This window comes from Hominilimicola sp. (genome assembly GCF_046972485.1).
Lineage (GTDB): Bacteria > Bacillota > Clostridia > UBA1381 > UBA1381 > Hominilimicola > Hominilimicola fabiformis.
This window is the reverse complement of sequence record NZ_JBKVWU010000003.1, coordinates 40,070-64,669: the sequence shown is the minus strand read 5'-3', so window position 1 is coordinate 64,669 and position 24,600 is coordinate 40,070. Positions and strand designations below refer to the sequence as shown.

Here is a 24,600-nt window from a genome sequence, read left to right as displayed (position 1 = left end):
AAGAAACAAGAATTGAACAGTTTTATGAATATCTGCATTTAATAACAATGGTTTTATTAATTGCAAATATGCCGTTATCGGCACAAATGTATTGAAAATAATTTTAAATTTATTGATGTTGTTCCTGTAATGTGGTATAATATAAATAGATGTTAGGAGTGATTTTATGAACTATTTATCTGTATCGCAAATGGCGAAAAAATGGAATATGTCCGAGCGTGGTGTTAGAAAATACTGTGCCGAGGATAAAATACCCGGTGCATTCCTAACGGGTAAGACTTGGAATATTCCCGAAAACGCAGAAAAACCCAAAAGAAAAAATAAAAAAAGCAATGAGCATCAAACATTGCTTGAACGATTGAAATCAGAGAAAGCATCTTATATTTCCGGCGGAATATATCATAAAATACAGATTGAACTTACCTATAATTCAAATCACATTGAGGGAAGCAAGCTTACCCACGACCAAACGAGATATATTTTTGAAACCAATACAATCGGAGTGGAAAATGATGCACTTAATGTTGATGACATTATTGAAACGGCAAATCATTTCAAATGTATCGATATGATAATTGATAATGCAAAATATAAGCTCACAGAAAAGTTTATAAAACAGTTACATTATACTTTAAAATCCGGTACATCTGATTCAAGAAAAGATTGGTTTAATGTGGGCGAGTATAAAAAGCTTCCCAATGAAGTCGGCGGAAAAGAAACCGCAAAACCAGAAGATGTTGCAACTAAGATTAAAGCACTTTTAAAAGACTATAATCAAAAAGAAGAGCATACGCTTGAAGAAATCATAGACTTTCATTATACTTTTGAAACAATACATCCGTTTCAAGACGGCAACGGCAGAGTCGGAAGACTTATTATGTTTAAAGAATGCCTGAAAAATAATATTGTTCCGTTTATAATTGATGAAGATTTAAAGATGTTCTATTACAGAGGTCTGTCCGAATGGAACAATGAAAAAGGTTATTTGACCGATACCTGCTTTACGGCACAGGATAAGTTCAAAAAGTATTTGGATTATTTTAAGATACCGTATATCGAGTAATACAAAATAGCGATTTATAAATTTAGGAGTTTACTTATGAATAAAAAAATTGGTCGTAATGATCCGTGTCCGTATGGAGGTGGAAAAAAATATAAAAATGTTGTGTTGACAAAGATTTAGATACAGACGTGGGTGCGGACATAGCCTTGGATTATCAGCATAAAATAGTCCAAGAATATGTCCGCACCCCCGACTCAAATCTTGAATTTTCACAATGGACACAGCTTTTTGAAAACGAAATGCTGCTTGCTGCACTCATAGACAGAGTCACCTTCAGATCCTTCGTTCTGAACATGAACTGTAGCTCATCTTACCGTATCGACTCGACTGTGAATCACGATTAGTGGCTCAAAATTTTTTTATCACAACTGGCTCACTTTTTTATTAGCGAGGTGGCTAAGTTTTTTATTGACAAAGGCAAAAAAGCTGTTGATTGCTGATAATGCAGCATTAATTGTAGCTGTTTTATACATATTCATCAGTGCACTTTTGTACTCGAGTACCGTATTTTTATTTATCTTGCTTTTACCTATAAATTCTATAAATCTTTTAACATTTCTTCTATATCCTTCGATTGTAGAATTTGATTTTTCCTCATCTATCAAATACTGCGTAAAAGCTCCTATTTTACCTTTTAATTCTTCTCCATCTATAATTTTGCTGTTATTCATTTAACTCACATCTCCAATCATACATTTTATTTTACAACTTTTCTTATCAAAATATCAGTATATGTTTTATTATTTTACATTTCTTTAAAAAATACACTTAACTCAGTGGCATTTTCTTGGTTTGAAGATGTGTCGCAAACAAAAAACAAGTCTTGCAAAAGACTTGTTTTTACTATCAAATGCTCTTTAATAATTCAATTTAATCAACTACTAACGCTTTAGCCAACGCCTCAAGCTGTGCTCTGCTCATCAATCGCCGATTTAACATGTACCTCTTCCTGAATAAATGTGAGATTTTTCGATGATGAGAGCTATGCCATACCGTTCTATACAGCATACTGACCTTCAAACAATTCAATATCATAGTCATTTACTCCCACATATTTTATATCTTTTGTTATTTCCATCTTAATATACTCAATCCTTTTTTTATTGATTTATAATCGCATTTATTGTAGGCGCATTTTTTTCATCCCAAAGCATTATCTTTGATGATTCACCGTCTTTAAGTGTCAAAGGTGCAAATATGAATACGCTGTTTCCACCTACCATGTTAGGTTTCATTTCCTCCAATGTTCCAAGTAGTTTATTGTCCTTGTATATTGCACGATAAAGTTTTAATTCAGGCATTGTAACATTTTCTTTTGCCATGACTGTAACTGTTGTATTGCCTTGTTCATCAATAAGTTTTGTGACATCTACCTTATTTTTGAACGCGTCCAAAACCTCAAGGTTTTCTACAATACTTTCTTTACGCCACTTAGCATAGAAAACTTTATCTCCTATTGCTCTATCCGAAATTTCAGTGAGAGCTGTACCTGTAAATTCAGCATTATCATACCAACCTTCAAACTTATAGCCATTCTTTGTCGGCACCGGTAATGTTGCGGTTGTTCCATATATGTAACTTGAAATAGGTGTTTCTACAAATACTCCACCATCTGTATTAAATGTAATGGTATATTGCTCTGCTACCCATTTTGCATAGTATGTTTTATCTCCTGTTGCCGCCGCAGAAATTTCAGTAACCGTAACACCTGTAAATTCAGCGTTATCATACCAACCTTCAAATTTATATCCTTTCTTCGTCGGCACTGGTAATGTTACAGCAGTTCCATATGTGTAGTCTGTTACATTTTCTCCGATAGTACCGTCATTCACATTCAGTGTTACTTGATATACTCTTGAAGTCGAAGTATATGTCGCTGTATATGTTGCCGGACCTGTTACACTTGTCAATTCCGGAACCCATTTATCAAACACATATGTGTACCTGTCGTCTTGTTCCTTTGTCGGAGTTGCTCCTGCATACACTGGCATTGTATCCTTTTCCACGTCTCCACTTTGCAATACTGTTCCGTCTGCATTTTCAAATGTAACCATATACTTATCCGGCTCATTTTTAGTCCATTTCGCATAGAATATCATGCTATTGCCTGTTTCAGGAACTTCTTTTATAGTAATTTCTGTTATTGGTGTTCCTGTAAATTCAGCATTATCATACCAACCATTAAAATGATAATCTGCCTTTGTTATATCTTCACTAGTTGGGAGCTTGACAGTAGTTCCATATTCATAACTTGTTATATTTTTATCATCTGCAATGGTTCCACCATGTGTATTCAATGTCACTTTGTATGTATCCGCTATCCACTTTGCATAATATGTCTTAGCACCGATTTCATTAGTTCGTATTGTTTTCACTGATTCACCGCTAAAATCAGATTTTTCATACCAACCGCCAAATTTGTAGTGAGCTTTTGTTGGTGTTGGTAGTGTAGCACCAACTCCATATGTGTAGCTAGTCACATTTTCTCCATCTGCAATAATTCCATCATTAAGCTCATAACTGATTGCATATGTTTCAGCTATCCATTTCGCATAATATACCTTATCACCTTCTGAATCAGCCGTAATCATTGTAACTTTATTGCCGGTAAAATCTTTATTTTCATACCAGCCTTCAAATTTATAACCCACTTGAGTTGGTGTTGGAAGTGTTACGACTGTTCCCTGTGTATAATTAGTTATATTATCACTCTCGTTTGCCAAAACGCCTCCATTTGTATTTAATGTCACATTATATACAGCATCTAATATTGTGATTTCACCACTTGCATCCATATATCCGTTATGTTTTACTGTTACCTTTATTTTGTCCCCTGATACCTTATTAGCAAAATTTTCGTGTTTTACTGTAAGTATCAGTTCATTTTCAACCTTCTCGATTTTATATTTATCTGTTGCCAATGCCGTCGAACTGTCATCAATATAAACACTAAATCCAGTATAATCTTCTCCTGTAAAACTTGTAGGTGTAACAACAAATGTAGCATCCGCTATTTCGTTAGCTTTTATGATATTATTCTTTCCAGTCAATGTCATTGTCTTGTCTTCTTCTTTGACCATATAATGGAATGTTGCCGCTTTTTCTGCGCCTGTCGCACCTGATTTTGCAATAAAAGATCCTTGTCCTACTGACTTTCTCGGTCTGAACTTGAATGTTGCAGTATTATCTTCACCTATTGCTTTTTGTGCGACATATTGCACCGTCGCATTACTAATATCTTTATTATTTGAATTAGATAAAAACGAAGCATATACCGATTCCATTTCGTCGCCCTTTACCGAAACTGTTACTTGTAGCATTTGTTCAGGAGTAAGCTGTATATTTCCGTCTGTCGGCTCAAAAGTTGCAACAACCTTATCATTTTCCAATACAGATATCCCCTTAATCTCTACGTTATTCGCCGCCAAAACATTGAATGAACTGCTCAACATTGAAGAAATTATCATTCCTGTCAATAATTTTTTAACACTCTTTTTCATAAAATTACACATCTTCCTTATGGTACATATATTGATATTTCATTTTCCAATGCATTAGTTGATACGTTTGGATAAAGTTCTTGAACTAAAGATAGTGGTATATATATTCTGCCATTTATTTCAATGGCATGCTCCTTTCCATTCCACAATGCTGAATTTATATATATTTTATCACCTTTAATAGAAACTTTAAGATTTTTGTTTTCACCATAAGCACAAGCAGTGGCTTTTTCTGCATTCCACTCTACCTTCATGTTTGTCGCCTCTGCAAAGTATCTCATCGGTAACATCCACATTCCATCAACAACAAATGGTACAGCATCAGTTGATATAACTTCACCATTCACCTGAACATCTGACTTCCTGAGCGAAAATACCATACTCTTATTGACTGATACCTGTTCCAACACAAGAGGTTTATTATATGCTCCAACTTTACCATCTATCCCCTCAATATTATAAAACGGTTCTGTTGTTTCGTTGTATGTATTTACAGAAATAGAATCTTCCACAAATCGTATTGGATAATAGTCAAATGAATTCCATAACGCATTAACATTGTTTGCAATTAGTATAAATCGGCATAAAGTACCATCATATTTAATTAAATCTTTATCATCGTTGTAACTTATATGTATTACACCATTTTCAACTGTTGCATGAATTTTAGAACTGTCCTTGATTAATGTATTTTCATCAGTAATTATAACAACCTCTCCGTTATTGTTAGTAAGCACATTAAATACATTATCATCATATTCAAAATCAAAATTCAATCCACATATACTGCCTTTATCTTGTGGAATTGCTAAATCAACATTTTTTAAGTTTATGCCTGTTAATACATCTCCTGTTATGTCGTCCATAATAGCCGGTTGAAAAAACAGTTGCAATTTGTATTCTGATGTTTTTGCAAGAGCAACTGTTGAAAGCAACAACAAACTCACTACAATGCTTAATATGATTCTTTTTATTTTCATTATATCTCCTTATCATAGATTTATTTTTCAAAAGTTATATTTTGCTACTCAATTCCATTTCTGCACTGCACCGGTCATTGCATCAAGCTCTACATCATATTCAAAGCCATCAACATAGATTTCAACACCAATAACTGTTTTGCCTCTTTCATAATCGTAACTTGCTTTTTTCGCTAAAATCTTGTTTGTATCTATATTTTTTTCAGCAACAACAATTTCTATTGCCTTGTCTAAAGAAATTACTCCGTTTAAATTAATATATGAATTTACTCTTTCATCCTTCGAATTCCATTCAAGCACATTTCCACTCACTGCATCTATTTTTGCATCATATTCTGTGCTTTTTGTATCTATTTCCACTTCAACGATATATTGTCCATGATCATAATCATAATTTGCATTTTTTGAATACAAGTCGTTTTCCGAAACTCCAGCTTTGTTTACCACAATTTCTATTGCTTTATCAAGTGTTATTTTCGTGCTATTTGTAATGTCATATCCTCCTTGTGACGGTTGTGATGTCTGTCTTGGTACCGGTGTTTGTTTACTAATATCACCATTTACGATTTTATCAGCATCTGTTACTGTAGAATTTGTTTTATCCACAATATCTATAGTTTTTGTGTCTTCATACCATACAACTTCTTTGTTGTTCAATTCAGCAATAGCTCTAACCGGAAGATACGTTGTTCCTTCATAAAGCATAGGATATACAGTTTCACCATCTACACTTTTTAATGTTTGAATCTGTCCATTTGTCTTTATTACAAAATCACCTCTAATTTCCGATTGTACTTTTTGTACAATCCCATTTGCCGATACTCCTATAGCAATACCTAGTGTAATTGCCCCTAATGTAGTTAATAAAGTTACCTTCTTAATCATAATAATACATCTCCATTTCTATTAATCTCTATCAATTTTCCACTTATAGAATACTCCTGTCTGAGCATCTATCTCTGCCTCATATTCTACATTGTCTTGCATAAACTCAATTTCATATTTCCATCTTCCATCTTCAAAATCCAACTTTGCTTCTTTAAAATATACTTGCTCAGATACACCTGCCTTCTGTAACGCTATATCTTTTGCCTGTTCAAGTGTTATATTCAATTCTTTATTTTCATCAGTTTGTTTTTGTTGAATATGGTCTGAACTATTCTGCGTCGAATCTTGTTTTCCAGGTTCTCCTATCGTATTTGTAACTGTCGGAATATTTATGCGATGAAATATCATATTGCCACCTTTCTTTTTTCTACCATTCTATCTCTGAACACTCAGGAGATATATTCTCAAAATTATCCCATAGAAATGCTTTATAGCGTATATTTTCTATCCTTATCCATCCTGATGGCAATGTCACTATTTTTTCTTTATTCTCATCAAAATTTATAGATTCAACATAAAAATCTTTTAATTCTTCATTTTCGGACATGGTGATAATTAACTGCTTTATACCACCATTTCCTCTTACCTTAACTTGTCCTTCATCCATAAACTCAATAGAATTCTGATTTTTTTCATCGTTTTTGGTAAATACCTTTATTCTCACTGCCTGTGATGGTGTCCAACCTCCGCGGTATACATAAGATTCCCCCTCATTTTCACTTAGCGTTATGTACGCGTTATTGACTTTAACAACAACTGCAAATGTACTGCCTTTTTTTACTTCTACAGGTTTATCAAGTTCAATGCAATTAAATCCACCATATTCAAGATAAACTGTCTTTGTTGTTTCAAGCTTTGCATTTTGAGGATTAAAACTTCCGTCTTGTACATCGCTATAAACTTCAACCGTACAATCAGTATTTTCTCCAACAATACCTACACCTACTGCCTTAATCCATTCATTTTCAGTATCTCCTTTGACTTTAAATACATTGGCTGCCTGTTTAATTTTCAAAAGACTTCCTATGCCACTATCAGTTGCTGACGCATCATAAAAATAGTTATTATCATACTTATCATTCATTACATAATCAAAAGCATATATCTGTTCACAGGTTACTTCATAAGACAGATAAAAGTAAGGCAACGAAGAATAGCTGTTCTTGACCAACCACCCTCCGTCAGTTGTTGTTTTGCTCGGATAAAAATTTTCTGCCGGAATGGTATCATCCCATCCGATTATAGTACAAGCATGCGGTGAACTTCCGCTTTCTTCGCTTGGATTATAATAATATGCTTCTCTCACATTATTATACGAAAATGTAACTGCACCATATTTGACTATAGCTCGTTTCATTTTTTCTCTTGCCGCCGCATCCTTATTAAGATTCTTACCATCAACAGATATTGCACTTTCCAACTTATAGGCGGCATTACTCCAACCATTCACATTATACGCCTTATCGGATTTAACAGGCCCACACCATGTAGAAAGCAAAGCCGCGGCATATTTAGTTCCTCCACCTGCATAGCTCCAATTTCCTGAACTGCTTGTTATTTCACCAGTTGTATTATTAAGAGGGTCACTTCCTCGATTATGTCTTGCATATCCAATCTGTTGTGGGGAAAGTGATAGAGAACTCTTATCTACACTTTTATCAATACCACTTCTAAGTATTGATGTCTCTGATGCACTTGCTGTAGAATACGCCCAGCAAAGCGAAGTATCCCCTTGATCTCTAACCGGAGTAACAATGCCATAATCCCTCGAGTCAAATTTTGATTGTTTCACTAGTTTTGATATGTCACTATTTCGCAAATCCTCCGCTGTTTGTGTTGCATCAGCAGCTGTTGATGACATTAAAAACAAGGAAATGCTTATGGCACAGGTTAAAATATTTTTTATTTTTAACATCACTATTTCCTTCTTTCTATTTCATAATGTTAAATCTCTTCTGGCTTGCATAATGGCTTTACATTTTCTAAATTTTCAAATATAAATGCTTTTATCCTAACTCCATTTGATACTTTATTTTCAGAAACTGAAATACTCTCTGTTTCTTTTACTGTGTAATTTTCATTTGTTATTACATTTGCGCTGTATATTCTTATCTTCTTCAACTCATCACCATTGTATTTTGCAATCATAACAGTTGATTTATTTGTTTTGGTTGGAATCACTGCTTTAGCCGAAAAACTGTCGGCATTTATCGTTGTTACAGAATTTCCGGTACTATCCGTTATAGTAATTAACGAACCGTTTCCTTCTTCAGAATTTTCATTAGAATTAGGAGCTGTTATATATGTATGCCCTGCTTGTGCAATTCCGGACTCGCCTCCGAATCCTCCTGCTGTTTCAAATGCAGTTGTTCCTGTCACACTTCCTGTAATAGTCAACATATCAGAATTTGAAATTACGATTGTTCCGCCACCATTAAAATCAGATACGACAGGTCTATATATATTTTTCAAATTTAGCTTAGCACCATTATGAACATTTATCTTGAATCCGTTTTTCGCAGCTGTAAGTGATTGTAATTCTATTGTTCCACTTTCAACTGTCAGTTCAGAAATATTACTTAGTTATTCAACTTCCCGAAACTGCTCTTTTCCGACTGCACATAATGGGCAAACCCAATCTTCCGGCAACTCTCCCCACGCTGTACCTGGTGCAATGCCACCATCAGGATCACCCAGTTCCGGATCATATATGTATGCACATACTTCACATTCATACTTTTTTATCAATCTACACCCCTTTCTTTATTTATTATGTTATATATTGAAAAATCATATATCGCATTAAGTATTTAACAACTATATCTACCGCAATTCCAACATATTATCGAAAGATATGAGTCATTTCTTCCACATCTTTCGAATATAAATGAAAAGCAAATTAGCAAAATTATCGTTGGGTACGATATAGCATTGCTACAATTTGAGCACGATTGCAATCCATATCCGGCTCGAATTTTCCATTGCCTGTACCGACTGTGATACCGTTCTTCGTCGCCCATGATACAGCCTTAAAGTAATAACCATTACTATTTACATCATTGAAAACGTCTTCTCCGGTTTCAAACGGTGATCCTGCCTCACGATATAGGAACGCAACCGTCTGTCCTCGAGTTACATTTTCATTTGGTGAGAATGTTGTATCGCTTGTACCGACTGTGACACCTTTTTCAACAGCCCAAAGAACTGCTTTATAATAATATGCACTGTTATCCACATCTCTGAAATCACACTTCGTAATCTTTGGTTCCGGACTACCTGCTACTCGCCATAGGAAAGTCACCATCTGTGTGCGTGTGCAAATCACATCAGGACTGAAAGTATCTTTTCCACTACCTTCTGTTATGTTATTCTTAACTGCCCACTGAACGGCATCAAAGTACCAGTCACCCTTCTTTACATCTTTAAACTCGATTGATTTTTCAATTTCTGTTACAACATCTTTCGCTAGCTCAGTGTCAAACTTAGCCGAAACCGTTACATTGCTAGATGGCATAATGAAAGTATAAGTGCCATCAGACTGCTTTGTAACTGCAAATTCCTTATCATTACTATCTTTGACTATTACAGAATCCAATACATAACCATTGTTAGGCTTTACAATGACTGACACTTTCTTACCATTTGAAGCACGGCTTGGATTGACTGAAAGAGAACCATTTGTAATCTCTGGTGACACTTTGATATTATATGTAGAACTACCAGAGCTCCCCGAACCGCCTGAACTTGGCTTTCTGGTTACTACAGGTATGGCATTCTCTGTAAATGTCCATACACCGGTAAACTTTACTGTTGTTCCTTCTACTGTTGCAGTCCAACCGCTAAATGTCCACGTACCGTCTTTGTCATTCTTCTTAACTGTAGACGTTGAGTTCTCATCATATTTCTGATTTTTCACCGCCTCTTTGGCTTTTTCTATGTTTTCGTACTTTGTATCATCTTTAGGCAATGTTACATCTGTTGGATAATCGCTTCCCCAATCATAAACTACGGTGTATTTGACAGATTCCTTAACATTGATAATTGCCATAGAGCTTGTGACACTGGCAGTTTTTTTACCTGTTGCATCTGCCTTGGTGTTAGTAGCAATTACATAATAGTAATAGGTTCCCTCTTTGCTCGTATCCGGCACAAATGTCTCGCCGTTCTGACCGTCTATGGCTGTTCCGTTGAAGTTGTCTGCCTTATCAGATTTATACCACTGATAAGATAGTACACCATTATCACTGACAGTAGCCTTGCCGTCCAACGCTGTAGCTTTATCACCAATCTTATATTCGTCACTCACCAATTTAATGTTGGTCGGAGTATCCGCATCTACCACCGGTGCATCCGGAGTAAACGTCCACATACCATTAAACTTAACTGTTGTTCCTATCAATGTTGCAATCCAACCTGAGAACTTCCAAGTTCCACTCTTGCCGTCTTTCTCAGCTGTCGAGGTTGATGAACTTGTATACTTGCCATCCATTGCAGCTTTAGCCTCTTCCTCGCTCTTATATGTCTTACTGTCAACCGGCAACATTTCACCAGTCGGGAAATCAGTACCCCAGTCATATGTAACAGTATAAGTAATAATTGGAGTTGCTGTAAATGTCCATGCACCAGTAAACTTTACTGTTGTTCCTTCTACTGTTGCAGTCCAACCGCTAAATGTCCACGTACCGTCTTTGTCATTCTTCTTAACTGTAGAAGTTGAGTTCTCATCATACTTCTGATTCTTTACCGCTTCTTTTGCATTTTCGATACTGTCGTATTTTGTATTATCTGTAGGCAATGTCGTGTCTGTCGGAAAATCTGTTCCCCAGTCATACTCCACTTTATATTCAACAGGTAGTTTGCCAGATGGATCCTCATAATAGCAAATAATGTTCAGACCATCATCACCAACAATCTTTCCCAAACCTTCTGCCTTAACAAATTTGTATCCATACAGCTCCTCAGGCGGTTCAATATCCATCTTTGTACCAATCGGAACAGGGATTACAGCAGTCTGTGTATTTGGAACTGCGTTGCTATCCTCAAGCTGATAGCTAATTGTAACATTTGCATAATTCTGTGTCTCTGTGTTATCATCAGCCAAAGTTTTACCCATTTTGTCTATTACTGAAAACTTAATAGTGTCCCCATCCTTCAAGTCTGCATTTTCCGGAATCTTATATATAAGAGAGCAATTCATAAGACCTGAATCAAATTCCGTACCACTATAGTTTCTCATCCCCTTGATGTAGAAGTTTTCCTTTTCATCCCAGACAGGAACGGTAAAAGTTTGCTCCTTTAAAATTTCCTCACCATTTTCTGTGACGGCCCTTGTCCCATCCTCATGTTCCACCCACAGTTGTAGTGTAATCTCTTGTTCTTCAATACCCGAGAGATTCTGAGCGATTGTCCTTAGTTCAACCTCCTGACCTTTCATATCTTTGGTAAACTTATTTTTGCTTGTTCCACTCAAAAGACGTTGTGCCCGATCGCTCGCATAGGCCAAATATCCATAATATTTAGCTTCAGTATAAGCTGAATAATCCTCAAAAGGATTTTTGTAATTGCCGGTATACAACTTAACCTCCGGGATTGCTATATAGATGTCATCCGTATCTTTAATCAACTGGCTCATGACTTTAAATCCCTGCAACTGGCACACATCACACAGTTCCTGATTTTGCGTCCTCATCATACACTGCCAGCTAGAATTAACCATGTTACTTGAGTCCGAAGTATTACTATCGCGGCAGGTATATGTTTTTCGAAAGCCTAGCATATCTTTCCATTTTATTGTTATAGGACTTCCCCTTAGCCCTGCTATATTTAACGACTGTTTATCTTGCTGTTCTGGCATTGTATATGCTCCACCATATGCATTATACTCATCGCCAAGATGTAGCAGACCATGGCCCAATTCGTGAGCCAAAGTATATTCAGATTGTATATTATCTACCGTTGCAGTAACATAATGTAGACCAACATCAAGATTATTCATTGATGCTCCTCCATATTGTCCACTGTTTACCAGTACAACGAACTGACTGATGTATTCATTGACATAATAATAAGGAGCATATTCGTCGCCTATTGTTATTTCATTAGGATTTGTTTTTTCTTTGATATGTGCATCGTGAATTTTTTCAATAAATGCAGGTCCAATACAACGTGTGAGAATCTGGTTTTTCAGCACACTCTTATAAAGTGATATCATTGGGCTTCTACTAGTTGTTGACATTGTTATATCAAAGAATGTGTTTTCACTGGCAAACCCACTGGTCTTTGATGCCGTGCAGAGAGCATAAACATTGAATCTATCTGCCATACTACGGTAAGGCTCATGTTTCAAAACACCTGCCCATATTCGCTTAACATCATTTATAAACTTCTGCTGCTGATCTTTAGTGTAGCCCTCACCACAAATGACGATAACCATGTTTTCCAAATCGCTACGTGTCTTTTGAATCACTTGCACTGGTATGGTCGAGTTTGCATACTCGCCATCCGATGAGTACCATGGGCCAAGATTTAGTTGAATACTCTGATCTGTATCAATATCCCAGTCTCCATCTCCACCTTCCTCATCAGGTCCTGAAATACTAATGTCATCTCCGGGTTTATCTGCAGCATCACCGACATAGGGTGAATTCACTTCGCCATTTCCTTCCGAAACGATATAATAATCTGTATCGAGATAGAATGCAGGACGAACACCGATATGTCCAAAGTACGGTGCAACACGATAAATATTTCCATCAGTTTCCACATACCTCATATCATGATTACAATCCGTAATCGGAGTACGTAGCCAATATGACCACCTGATCCCATCCTTATTCTTCGCAAGATAGTAATTTCCCAGTATGTTACTGTTATTATAAATTGTGTTTAGTTGTTTAACATCAGGCAAAAACACCTTGTCTATAATATTTTCATAATACGCCTTTTCAAAGCCATATGCTACTGACGCAATATCTGTATTATACGGAAGATCAGATCCCGGTCCTGCTATATAACCAGCACTATACTCCGGATGAGACACAATAGAACGCTGTGTCACAGTTTTGATAGCGGCTATTTCAGCTTTACTGAAACCATTTAAAAATCCGGCTTTTTTGTCATATTCACTTCCATATCCAACGTAATCACTCTTCGGTGGATTGCCACAAAGCCAATCTACCTTGCCTGCATCAGCATCTGAGTTAAGCCACGAACGCATATTGCTATCCCTCCAGTGGTTGGAACCGTAACTACTTCTAAAACTATTACGGCTATGGGATCTTGTCGCACTGTTCTCGCTGGTTTTGGCATCATATGGCATACTTCCCAACACCTTATCCATAAGCATTAGCGGACCGTTGTCATCTATGTCCACACAACGCCACAAAATTGGTTCATTCTCATATGTACCTAGTTTAATATAATCTCCAATTTTGATATTCGGTTTTGTTCCCTCCGCCTTAGCAATTAAAGGGCATAAGCTCAATACCATAACAACAGAAAGTAGCAAAGACAGAGTTCTGTTAATTTGTTTATTTTTCATTTTTACGCCTTCTTTCGTATAATATATTTGTAATAAAATCATATAAAATCTTTGTTGTATAATAAATCATTTATATTTCAGCCGCTTTGCAAAGTGGTGAAATATCCTCTAAGTTATTCCATAAAAGTGCTTGAATTTTATTTGATCCGATATTCAGTGTTGACACTGTATTCCATTTATTATTTGAATATTTTTTCAGTTCGCATTTCCCTTTGAAATCGACAAAGAGTACATATACTTCATTGTTAAATATCACTATTGCTCCATTTCCGGCAGACGTTGAACACTTACCAAGATTCGTCCACTTATCTCCACTATACTTTACTACAGTTGATGACGAAAAGTCCTGCGCAAGTACATACATGTTATTTTTATCCGCTGTTGTTTTTACTTCCGATGCCATAATGTTTGACAATAGATTACTTCCGTCTGAATTTGAAACTGATTGCCACATATCCATATTGTCATAATCCGGAAATTCAATACTAAATTTAATTGAATCCGCCGTCTGCTCTGTTACTTTAATATGTATACCGGAATTTCGACCGTCTGAATAACAGATAGCATTATCTGTTATTGTTTTATACAAATCAAGACTTCCTATTTCTTGCCTTGTTGCAAGATATTGCGACAATCCTACCTGTGCATTTCTAATTTAACCTGCTGATGCTGTAATACTTGTATCATTTGTACGATACACATAGATATAATCATTACCTCTCAGATTACCCTCATCCTTATATGTCGGATTTACTCTATATACAATAATACCATCTGCAGGTGCTGTCTGGTCAAATGTATCAAACTTATATCTTTCTCCCTTTTTACGATATTCTATAGCAAAATATTCAGTCGGAGAAAACGGAGTTTTTACCTTTATCGCCTGTCTCTTATTTTCATCCTTATATGCAGCCGATGCCTCATACAACGTATATTCACCATTCTGTGGTTGAATTTCATCAACTTTCGTCCATCCAATCACTTCACGAGTTACTGCCAGAGGCCAAGGTCTTCCTCCCGGAATACACATCGGATCCCATATTCCAACCGGTGTGTCACTCGCCTCAGATACATAACTTTGACGCTAATAATCCGGTACTCCGAATGTATGTATTCATGTGCTGCTGTATGAATATTAAATCCATAATAACCTGATGTATCGCTAAATGTTGTTTTTATCAAATTATATGGTCCTATTCCTTTTCCTGCGAGTTTCGTATCATTTCCTGCATTTGTCGCATGTGATACAAAATGTCCATAAGACTGTACCGATGCTATAATCATAAGATTATCTACAACACCGTCATTATCTTTATCTATCATCTTTCCGTCAAGATTCGGATACTTTGTGTTCAACTGATTTGCAATTTCTTTAATAAGCTGTATTTCCTGTACAGAACCTTTGTATTCATCAACCGTTTTATCCATAGTTAAATAATACACTGTACCATCATTACTATTTGTCTGAGGAAATACAGACTCTACCATATGTTGTCCACCGGACATATCTCTCAAATATTCTTTAAATGAACCCCCAGCAAATGTGTCATTTACACCGTTAAACTTACGTATTAAACTTTCCCAATATGTTCTCGGTGCATTTGTTATGGTGCTATTATACGGTTTATTAAACCCAGTGCCGTTATCACCTTGTGTATCACCATTAAACCTTACTAATACTACTACATTTGCAAATTCACCAATAGCACTTGCAGCATGCATTGGTCCTGTAATAAATGAACTACCTATAATTCCTACGGTGGTTGCAGTACATATTTTTCGATACCATGAATATATACTGGCACGGCTGTAACCAATATCTCTTGATACATATTCTACACCTTCGCCAATAGAAAAGCAACACTTAATTGCATCTAATTTTAAACTTGTATCAGGAATACGAGGATGATTAGGTGCATTAATGATTTTTTCCTTAATTATATATGGTTTATCAAGCGAACCATGATAATTTGTTTTTTTCTGCAAGTTTTCTTTCATACCATCGGTACAGGGTACTACTTGATGGATATTCCAATAAATTTATGACCGCTTGGACAGAACCTAAGCGTTCATATTCTTTTTATGCAATTTCTATCTGTTCTTATGTATACATTTATTTTACTACTTTAGGAGTCCAAGAATATGTCCTCACCTCCTACTCACATTTATCAATAATAATATTTCAAGCAAAAATTTATAATTTTCAATGTCTATAAATTGCATTTTCACACACGCTATATATACCCCAAATCTGTTTGAATGAGTCAAAATTGCTTCACCGAATCTTTGGAAATGTACTACTTCACGCTGGCGCAAGAATTTAATTACTTCATTAACGTCAGGGTCATCTGACAATTTAAGTATGTTATCATATACGGCACGTGCTTTTTGTTCCGCAGCCAAGTCTTCATAGAGATTTGTAAGCGGATCACCGGTTACGGCGATGCTTGCGGCGTTAAAAGGTGAGCCTTGTGAGCTTTGTGGGAACACTGACGCACCGTTATCCGAATAATACTCCCACGAGCCCATTTCGCTCCACTCTTTAGGCGGAGCATTTTTTGAAAGCTGTGCAACAAGTGAGCCGACAATTTCCAAATGAGCAAGCTCCTCCGTACCTATATCCGTAAGCAACCCCTTTGAAACTTCATCGGGCATAGTATATCTTTGCGACAAATATCTAAGTGACGCGCCGAGTTCACCGTTTGGACCGCCGTATTGAGTTATAACCACATTTGCAAGACGTGGATTTGGTTTTGAAACCTTTACCGGAAATTCAAGAAATTTATTATAACTAAACATTACTTATTAGCCTCCTTTTCCCACGGCCACGGATTATCAAGCCAGTTAAACTCATCCTGCATAGCGGTTGAAAACTGGTTTAGCGGGCCGAATTTTTCTTCATATTCACATTTCAATTCCTTGGTTTTCTTAACAAGTGCCTGAAACATTCTGAATGCCTTTTTATCGTCCGAATGGGTATCAAGATACAAAAGCATATCATAAGCGGCAAAATTACTGCACTGAATTTTTTTCAGCATTTCAACTCTTGAACATTCCATCACATACCGCCTCCCCACTGTTTACAAACCTTACCGTATTCACACATATTCAAATCAAGTTCAGGGAATATCGTACCTTGCATAAGCCCTGTACAATCATCATAAACTTCTTCCATTTCCTGCACAGGAACATAACCGTAGCCGACACAACCGCACTTCGGATAAGGGCAGCTCGGTTTATTTGATTCTGACATTTATAACAACTCCTTTTTTCAAATTCGGATTTACATATCCGTAATATATAGTATGATTTTATACCAATAAAGGTGAAATTTATTTACATATTCTTTGATTTAAGTTATAATAATGAAAAAGGAGTGAATGAATATGAAACGATTACTTATAGTAGTAGATTACCAAAATGATTTTGTATGCGGAAGTCTTGGTTTTGACAAAGCAAAAGAGCTTGAAAAAGGCATTTTAGAAAAAATCGCCGAATACCAAAATGACGAAATAATATATACTTTAGACACTCATTTTGACGACTATCTCACCACAGCAGAGGGTAAAAGTCTGCCTGTTCCCCATTGCATTAAAGGAACCGTCGGTCACAAGCTTTACGGCGGATTAGCCGACGCTTTAAAAGGCAATCTATGTTTTGAAAAAAATACATTCCCATCGCTTGAAATGGCAAAGTATCTTGAAGGCAAAGACTTCGATACAATAGAGCTTTGCGGACTTGTGAGCAACATATGCGTACTTTCAAATGCCGTTATGGCAAAATCGGCTTGTCCGAATTCCGAAATAATTGTCGACTCATCTCTTACCGCCGCGGCAGACGAAGAAATACATCAAAAATCGCTTGACGTTATGAAAGGTTTATTCATAAAAGTACTTTAAAAATCAGAAAAAAACATTAAATATCAGAGTATTTTTTTTAACATATTGCATTTAAAATTCGGTCATAGTATAATCAAAATGGATATTTTTTGTATGTGAAAGAGAGGAAATGAAATGGCAAAAGCAATAATAAATACAGCAAGAAATCAAGGAAAGATAAGCAAATATATTTACGGTCAATTTGCCGAACATCTTGGCAGATGTATATATGAAGGATTATATGTTGATGAAAATTCGGACATACCTAACAAAAACGGTATGCGTTGTGATGTTGTAAACGCTTTAAAGGAGCTTGAAATACCGGTATTGCGTTGGCCGGGCGGTTGTTTTGCGGACGACTATCACTGGCGTGACGGTATAGGCGAAAAATCACAGCGTCCTTATATGGTTAATACAAATTGGGGCGGTGTTATCGAAAACAACCACTTCGGTACACACGAATTTTTTGAGCTTTGCGAACAGCTCGGAACAGAGCCGTACATATGCGGAAATGTCGGCAGCGGTACTGTACAGGAAATGCGTGACTGGGTTGAATATATGACATTTGACGGTGATTCACCGCTTGCAAACGAACGCCGTAAAAACGGTCGCGAAAAGCCTTGGAAGTTAAAATTCTTCGGTGTCGGCAATGAAAACTGGGGTTGCGGCGGTAATATGCGTCCCGAATATTACGCCGACCTATACAAGAGATATGCAACATTTATAAGAAACTACGGCGATGAGCCAATCTACAAAATTGCAGGCGGTCCAAACGTTGACGATACTCGTTGGATGGAAACATTAATGCAGAATATCCGTCATATGACAGAGGGTATTTCTCTGCACAACTATACTTTTGAAAGTGCTTGGGAAAACAAAGGCAGTGCAACCGAATTTGACAATGACGGTTGGTATAAACTTATGGCTAACGCTATGAAGATGGACAAAGTTATAAACGTTCACACTGCAATTATGGACAGATACGATCCGGAAAAGAAAATCGACCTTATCGTAGACGAATGGGGCAACTGGTTTGATGTTGAAATCGGAACTAATCCGGGATTTTTATATCAGCAGAATACTATGCGTGACGTTATAAGCGGTATGCTTATACTTCACATTTTCCACAAGCACAACGACCGTGTTAAGATGGCTAACATTGCACAGATGGTGAACGTACTTCAGGCAATGATTCTTACGGACGGTGAAAAAATGGTGCTTACACCTACATATCACTTGTTCAGAATGATGAAAGGTCATATGGACGGCGAAAGAGTTGACGTTGACTATGACTGCGAAGAACAGGGAATCAACGGCTTGAAGTTCCCTAAAATCAGCATTTCCGCTTCAAAGAAAAACGGTGAAATGACTGTTTCAATCTGCAACACAAGTCTTGACGGTGACGAAGATATGGAGCTTGATTTGCGTGACGGTGAATTTTCTGTTGCAGACGGAGAAATTCTTGTATCGGAGCATATGAACGACTGCAACACATTTGACGCACCGAACACTGTTGAGCCGAAAAAGTTTGATGTATCACTTGAAAACGGTAAACTTTCATTCAAGCTGCCTAAAATGAGTGCTTGTGTAATAACATTAAAGTAATGGCAAAATGTAAACGGTGCGGATTAAAAACCGTTCTTTCCGAAGACGATATTCAAAAAATGGTTGAGCAAGTCACTTCAATGAAAAGTGTACGGCTTGTAAGCAGTGATGTATATGAAAACAGATTTGATATTTGTCAAAACTGCGATGATTTTATGTACGGCTCAACGTGCGGTGTATGCGGCTGTGTTATGCAGGTAAGAGCGAGATTATCGGACGGCAAATGTCCGAAGAAAAAGTGGTAATATGAGTAAGTATATTTGTGTATTTTGTGACGAACGAAAAGAGAGCGACACCGCTCACCTTATAAACGGTAAAATCGGCATATGCCGTCACTGTTTTGAAAATCTTGACAAGACGGCATACGCCTCACCTTATCAAGGTACGGAACATATCGCTTTCACAATGTCACCCTTTGAATACACAAAAAGTATGCGTAAAGTTATACTTGATTTAAAATTCTCAAATTGCAAAGCCTATGCAAAATTACTTGCCGATATGATGAAAAATTATCTTGATTCATATGATATATGGGATACATTTGATTATATCGTTCCGGTGCCTCTGCACAAGAAACGTTTAAGGGAACGCGGTTACAATCAATCCGAACTTATAGCAAAAGAAGTTGCGGAGTATTTAAAAATACCTATGCGTACAGATTTGCTTATCCGCACAAAAGCAACTAAAAAACAAAGTTCACTTGTACGAACGGAACGTGTTACAAATGTTCAGAGTGCATTCAAATGCACAGAAAAATGTGACGGTAAGAAAATATTGCTTTTTGACGATATTTACACCACTGGAAACACCGCTCAGTCTTGTGCAAGAGAATTGGCGAATAACGGTGCTGAACAAATATGTGCTTTGACGCTTGCAATTCACGTTCAAATAAAATTACCTATAATTGCGTATTAAAAACAAAATATCCGTTAAAAATAGATATATATTACATCAAGAAAGAAAGGATTTCTTATGAAACATATATCTAAACGAATATCGGTAATTTTATTGTCAACAGTGATATGTTGTGTGTTTTGCGAAAGTACCGTTTTCGCATTGTCAAAGATAGGCTCGCAAGGTCAGGAAGTCACAAATATTCAAACAAGGCTTAAGTCTTGGGGATATTACAGCGGAAGTGTTGACGGAATATACGGTTGGCGTACCGCCAATGCGGTGAAAGAATTTCAGCGTAAGAACGGTCTTACCGCCGACGGTATCTCAGGTCCTGCAACACTTTCAAAAATAGGTTTGCCGACAGGCTCATCATCAAGTTCATATTCTAATGATACAACACTTCTTGCAATGGTTATAAACGGTGAAGCAAGAGGTGAAAGCTATGAGGGGCAAGTGGCAGTAGGTGCTGTTGTTTTAAACCGCGTACGTCATTCCTCGTTTCCGAACACAATCGCAGGAGTTGTATATCAACCCGGTGCATTTACCGCCGTTGATGACGGACAGATTAACAAAGCGATACAATCATCTTGCTATAATGCCGCGCGTGACGCTTTGAACGGCTGGGATCCGACAGGCGGTGCAATATATTACTACAACCCATCCACAGCAACAAGTTCATGGATCCGTACAAGACCTATTATTAAAACTATCGGAAAACACGTTTTCTGTAAATAAGGAGAATAAATTATGTCTGCAAAAGCTATTGTATTGACTGTTCTTATTGTAATATTTCTGCTTTTGGTCGTTATAGACGGCCGCAGAAAATTAAAGAAGAATAACAATAATGATAATGATTAAAAAAGACTGTCGGCGATTTTTTGCCGACAGTCTTTTATTGTTTGGTTTCTATTCTGAAAACTTCCACTTTATCGTCATACCACGCACTTACGCCGTCAATATATGACGCTATCGCGCTGACTTCCATAACGAATTGTCCGCTGTCCGAAATATACGGCTCACCGTCCATAAGATTTTCATTTCCGTTTACACGTAAATGAGTACGTCCGCACTCTGCCGTAACGACATATTCACCGCTTTTCAGTGTAAGTATTTTTTCGTCCGAATTATATTCAAAGTCGAAATGTTCGCTCCACTCGGTTTTAAGACGTTCAAGAATACAAATCACCGCACCCCATATACGACCGTTTTTATTAAGGCTTCTTACTCCCCTTGTATCAGGCTCTTGACCGTTCACAAGTATTTTGCAGTAAGGCTCGGATTCGGGAATGTACTTAATCTTATCGATTTCTTCTATCGCCTCAAATTCCGCTCTGTCTGCGTCATTTTTGCAATCTTCGTATATTCCGTCAAACGTACATTCCGTAAGAGTATAATTTTTAGTTTCAACACTTTCAAATTTAATTTCCGCCGTTATGCCGTTCATATTCGCCTTTAGCTTTAGCTTTCCGACATTTTCTGTCGAACGAATAAACACTCTGTTCGTACCGCACTCGGCATAGACGTAATTTTTATGTATAACACTCTCGTACTTATCTCCGAAATCAAATTTACCGCTGTTATATCCGCCCAAGAATACACCGTCACCGCTGAATTCAAAGTCAATTTTATCATAACACAACGGACAAATATCGCCGTTTTCATCGGTTACTTCAATATCAACGTATGCAACGTCATTGCCGTCAGCTTTAAGTCCGTTTGTATCGGTGTGAAGTGTTAAGTGAATTTGTGACGGTTCACCGACTGTTTTAATCGTGTCATTTGCAACAAGATTGCCGCCGCAGTCATATCCGTATGCGGTTATCTCACCGCTTTCGGTTATGTCGATATTCGGAAACGGGAACACAAATGTGTAAATCGTTTTATCGCACACCCCGACTTCTCTGCCGTTGACTTTTAAAACAATTTTCGCAATATCATAACTGCCGATTACATACACCGTCTTATTATGTGCGTCACGAAAATTCGTTTCGCCTGTTTCTTCCCAATATGTGCCGTTGAACTTTTTCACATTGTATTTATAATTGTCACCGTCAGCTTTAGGATAATTCCGGTGACCGAAAATTTTAACCGCACTTTTCGGTGACTGCATAACGCGGAACACGTCGAAGCTCTGCTTTTTATTACGCACTGCGTCAACTCTGCCACTCATTCTTGCGTTTTCACTGTACGCCTGTCTGCCGTGTTGTGCCGAATCTGTCCAGCACAAAGCCGCACAACCGCTGTAATAATCCTTTTTTGACGCACCGCCTATTCTGTCATTGAAAAATTCGCCATAGCCTTTAGCCGAAGCAAGTGCCAAGTCCTCCGACGTCATATCGTAAAAATCAATACCTACCTGCTTACGGCCGCCCTTTCCGCCCCACTTTGTCTTATAATCAAAATCAGGCGGTGAAAAATCGTCCCATATTCTTCTCGGTGCTTCTTCACGCAAATATTCAGTTTCCATAATCGGTCCATGCTCGGCGGTAAATCTTGCGGCATGGCGGTTAAGCATAGTTCCGACAAATTCGGATTCTTCTATAACGTCCTCTGTATTCAATGTACGGCAACCCATAAATCTTCCGCCGCTTGGGTCAAGTTTTTCTTTAATCGCACGCATTTCAGCCATATGCTCTTTATTTATCGAATTGTTGCCCGCCTCCCAAAACAGGATTGACGGACTGTTTCTAAACGCAATTATCACATCACGCATAAGTTCAACTCTTTGTTTCCACTGTCTGCCGAAATTCTCACGTTCTTTGTCACCTGCAGGTTGTGTACACACAATACCGTGACGGTCAAACGAACGAACATCTGCTTTTGAGCCTGCAACGTGCATAAAGCGAATGTGGTTTGCATTACTTTCTTTTATAAGCATTGCGTCAACGTCTTTCAGCCATTCGGGTGCAATGCCGATTGTCGCCCATTCATTCGTTGCCCTTTGTGCGTAACCCCTAAGCCAAACAGGAACATCATTCAAAAGCACGCCCCTATCCTTGTCGTAACCGACCTTTCTGAAACCCGTTTCGATAACTTCACTGTCGCACAATTCGCCGTCCGCAAAAAGTCTTACTTCCGCTCTGTACAAAAACGGATTGGATATGCTCCAAAAATTCAGCTTTGTTGTATCCGAAACGGCACTTACTTCCGTTACGTTAAGCGACTTTGTAACCGTTTCGCCGAGTTTGCTTTCATCATTAACCGCTGTATAGTGCTTTCTCCCGTCAGGCAAAATCTCCGCAATATATGCGTCTGTCGGCGTTATTGACAACGGCGGTATTTTAGCACTTGTTGAATTTACAACACATTCGTCCGATTTAAAACGCATTACTTCTTCGCCGTCAATATTTTTTACGATTATCTCAATATATGCCTTAACATCTTTTCCGCTTTCGTTTCTGATTTCCGACTCAACATTTATTTTCGACGTACCGTTTTGTATATCAAAATCACTGCCGTAAATATATGTACCCTTTGTCATAAGATTGCTGTAAAGCGGCAAAGTCAAATGCACCTTTGGTTTAAAATGAATTTTTACAGGTCTTGTTATACCGCCGACAGACGGATTGAAGTCATTGCAATTCCAGAAATATCCCACACCCTCACACGCTTTATCGACCTCTTTGTCCTGCGGAAACAAGTACGAACCAGGTATAACGTCAGGCTTGTTCGGTGTTTCTGCAATACAAAAATCCGTTTCACGCGTGGCGGTGTTGTCAGTCGCAACAGCGATTAAATTCGGTTTATCGTAATCGATAAACGGCGTCAAATCAAACCCAAACGGTGCAACACCGTTTTCGACATATCCGACCATTTTACCGTTTACGTACAAATAGCACGTCTGACGTATTCCCTCAAATTCGATAAGTACCTTTTGACCGCAATATTCTTTCGGAACGGTCAAATAATTTCTGTAAAATGCCGCAGTACGTTTTTGACCGCTGCCGGCGTCCTTTATTCTGTCACGAAACAAATCGGTATCGTTAAACGTATGCGGAAGCGTTACTCTCTCCCAATTTTCTTCTATATAATCAAGTTCATAAAAACAGCGTCCGTTTTTATCCTTATGCTTTTCAAGTGCTTTTTGCATAGGAAACTCATCCGCAAGCAGGAAATGCCAGCCGTGATGAAAACAGAAAACTTTACCCTCTTTCATAAACAAAATTCCTCCATTATAATGTTATTTCTATTTTACCACATCACACACATTTTTGTTATTCAATAATTGTCTTTTAAATTGCAAAGATTGCTT

23 protein-coding genes and 1 pseudogene are annotated in these 24,600 nt (G+C 37.4%); 7 read left to right on the top strand and 17 right to left on the bottom strand.

All coding sequences use genetic code 11. The annotated features are described in order from the left end of the window. Positions 1-166: 166 nt before the first annotated feature. Entirely contained in the window at positions 167-1,063 is an 897-nt protein-coding gene (locus tag ACLTU0_RS00930; protein WP_022229805.1) for a Fic family protein, read from the top strand. Positions 1,064-1,191: 128 nt separating this feature from the next. After that, positions 1,192-1,407 (top strand): ATP-binding protein, encoded by a 216-nt coding sequence (locus ACLTU0_RS00925; protein ID WP_412321027.1) that lies wholly within the window; start codon positions 1,192-1,194, stop codon positions 1,405-1,407. A gap of 18 nt (positions 1,408-1,425) precedes the next feature. Here ACLTU0_RS00925 and ACLTU0_RS00920 read toward each other — a convergent pair whose 3' ends face one another. The 16 genes and pseudogenes from ACLTU0_RS00920 to ACLTU0_RS00845 all read right to left on the bottom strand — a co-directional run bounded on the left by ACLTU0_RS00920 (position 1,426) and on the right by ACLTU0_RS00845 (position 17,224). Beyond that, entirely contained in the window at positions 1,426-1,734 is a 309-nt protein-coding gene (locus ACLTU0_RS00920; protein ID WP_022229804.1) for a site-specific integrase, read from the bottom strand. Between the two features lie 429 nt (positions 1,735-2,163). Further along, positions 2,164-4,563 (bottom strand): InlB B-repeat-containing protein, encoded by a 2,400-nt coding sequence (locus ACLTU0_RS00915; RefSeq protein ID WP_022229803.1) that lies wholly within the window; start codon positions 4,561-4,563, stop codon positions 2,164-2,166. Positions 4,564-4,580: 17 nt separating this feature from the next. Further along, complete coding sequence (locus ACLTU0_RS00910) at positions 4,581-5,543, bottom strand: stalk domain-containing protein (protein WP_022229802.1); 963 nt, start codon at positions 5,541-5,543, stop codon at positions 4,581-4,583. A 48-nt stretch (positions 5,544-5,591) separates the two neighbouring features. Further along, the gene (locus tag ACLTU0_RS00905) at positions 5,592-6,428 is read right to left on the bottom strand and encodes a PepSY domain-containing protein (RefSeq protein ID WP_022229801.1); all 837 of its coding nucleotides are present in this window, start codon (positions 6,426-6,428) and stop codon (positions 5,592-5,594) included. A gap of 21 nt (positions 6,429-6,449) precedes the next feature. Further along, a complete protein-coding gene (locus tag ACLTU0_RS00900) occupies positions 6,450-6,779 on the bottom strand; it encodes a PepSY domain-containing protein (RefSeq protein ID WP_022229800.1) in 330 nt (109 codons plus the stop codon). A gap of 19 nt (positions 6,780-6,798) precedes the next feature. Then, positions 6,799-8,346 carry a lectin like domain-containing protein gene (locus ACLTU0_RS00895; protein ID WP_022229799.1) on the bottom strand — a complete coding sequence of 516 codons (1,548 nt, stop codon included), beginning with the start codon at positions 8,344-8,346 and terminating at the stop codon, positions 6,799-6,801. Between the two features lie 29 nt (positions 8,347-8,375). Further along, positions 8,376-8,903, bottom strand: coding sequence for a hypothetical protein (locus tag ACLTU0_RS00890; RefSeq protein ID WP_022229798.1), 528 nt, complete (start codon positions 8,901-8,903; stop codon positions 8,376-8,378). 111 nt (positions 8,904-9,014) lie between these two features. Then, positions 9,015-9,176: a rubredoxin gene (gene rd / locus ACLTU0_RS00885; protein WP_412321031.1), complete on the bottom strand. Its 162-nt coding sequence runs from the start codon at positions 9,174-9,176 to the stop codon at positions 9,015-9,017. A gap of 163 nt (positions 9,177-9,339) precedes the next feature. Next, positions 9,340-12,642, bottom strand: coding sequence for an SHIRT domain-containing protein (locus tag ACLTU0_RS00880; RefSeq protein WP_412321029.1), 3,303 nt, complete (start codon positions 12,640-12,642; stop codon positions 9,340-9,342). Between the two features lie 60 nt (positions 12,643-12,702). Further along, a pseudogene (locus ACLTU0_RS00875) lies at positions 12,703-13,749 on the bottom strand (DUF6273 domain-containing protein); the annotation flags it as partial. 292 nt (positions 13,750-14,041) lie between these two features. Beyond that, positions 14,042-14,560 (bottom strand): hypothetical protein, encoded by a 519-nt coding sequence (locus ACLTU0_RS00870; RefSeq protein WP_412321025.1) that lies wholly within the window; start codon positions 14,558-14,560, stop codon positions 14,042-14,044. 66 nt (positions 14,561-14,626) lie between these two features. Further along, positions 14,627-14,953: a hypothetical protein gene (locus ACLTU0_RS00865; RefSeq protein ID WP_412321023.1), complete on the bottom strand. Its 327-nt coding sequence runs from the start codon at positions 14,951-14,953 to the stop codon at positions 14,627-14,629. Between the two features lie 8 nt (positions 14,954-14,961). Next, entirely contained in the window at positions 14,962-15,969 is a 1,008-nt protein-coding gene (locus tag ACLTU0_RS00860; RefSeq protein WP_022229793.1) for a hypothetical protein, read from the bottom strand. Positions 15,970-16,119: 150 nt separating this feature from the next. Further along, positions 16,120-16,770: a manganese catalase family protein gene (locus ACLTU0_RS00855; RefSeq protein WP_412321021.1), complete on the bottom strand. Its 651-nt coding sequence runs from the start codon at positions 16,768-16,770 to the stop codon at positions 16,120-16,122. Then, positions 16,770-17,030 (bottom strand): spore coat protein CotJB, encoded by a 261-nt coding sequence (locus ACLTU0_RS00850; protein WP_117968139.1) that lies wholly within the window; start codon positions 17,028-17,030, stop codon positions 16,770-16,772. The genes ACLTU0_RS00855 and ACLTU0_RS00850 overlap by 1 nt, the downstream gene beginning before the upstream one ends. Then, positions 17,030-17,224 carry a spore coat associated protein CotJA gene (locus ACLTU0_RS00845; protein ID WP_022228918.1) on the bottom strand — a complete coding sequence of 65 codons (195 nt, stop codon included), beginning with the start codon at positions 17,222-17,224 and terminating at the stop codon, positions 17,030-17,032. The genes ACLTU0_RS00850 and ACLTU0_RS00845 overlap by 1 nt, the downstream gene beginning before the upstream one ends. A 133-nt stretch (positions 17,225-17,357) precedes the next feature. On the opposite strand from ACLTU0_RS00845, the gene ACLTU0_RS00840 reads away from it, so the two are divergent. From ACLTU0_RS00840 to sleB, 5 genes are all read left to right on the top strand, one after another. Further along, positions 17,358-17,870 carry a cysteine hydrolase family protein gene (locus tag ACLTU0_RS00840; protein WP_337599743.1) on the top strand — a complete coding sequence of 171 codons (513 nt, stop codon included), beginning with the start codon at positions 17,358-17,360 and terminating at the stop codon, positions 17,868-17,870. Positions 17,871-17,984: 114 nt separating this feature from the next. Further along, on the top strand, positions 17,985-19,454 hold the full coding sequence (locus ACLTU0_RS00835; protein ID WP_412321019.1) for an alpha-N-arabinofuranosidase: 1,470 nt from the start codon (positions 17,985-17,987) through the stop codon (positions 19,452-19,454). Beyond that, complete coding sequence (locus ACLTU0_RS00830) at positions 19,454-19,699, top strand: DUF6171 family protein (protein ID WP_118446219.1); 246 nt, start codon at positions 19,454-19,456, stop codon at positions 19,697-19,699. Before ACLTU0_RS00835 ends, ACLTU0_RS00830 begins: the two co-directional genes overlap by 1 nt. Position 19,700: 1 nt before the next feature. Further along, positions 19,701-20,369 carry a ComF family protein gene (locus ACLTU0_RS00825; protein WP_412321017.1) on the top strand — a complete coding sequence of 223 codons (669 nt, stop codon included), beginning with the start codon at positions 19,701-19,703 and terminating at the stop codon, positions 20,367-20,369. A gap of 57 nt (positions 20,370-20,426) precedes the next feature. Further along, positions 20,427-21,083 carry a spore cortex-lytic enzyme gene (sleB, locus tag ACLTU0_RS00820; RefSeq protein ID WP_412321015.1) on the top strand — a complete coding sequence of 219 codons (657 nt, stop codon included), beginning with the start codon at positions 20,427-20,429 and terminating at the stop codon, positions 21,081-21,083. 157 nt (positions 21,084-21,240) lie between these two features. Here the strand turns inward: sleB and ACLTU0_RS00815 are convergent, their stop codons facing one another. Next, positions 21,241-24,504 (bottom strand): glycoside hydrolase family 2 protein, encoded by a 3,264-nt coding sequence (locus ACLTU0_RS00815; RefSeq protein ID WP_412321014.1) that lies wholly within the window; start codon positions 24,502-24,504, stop codon positions 21,241-21,243. Positions 24,505-24,600: the final 96 nt, after the last annotated feature.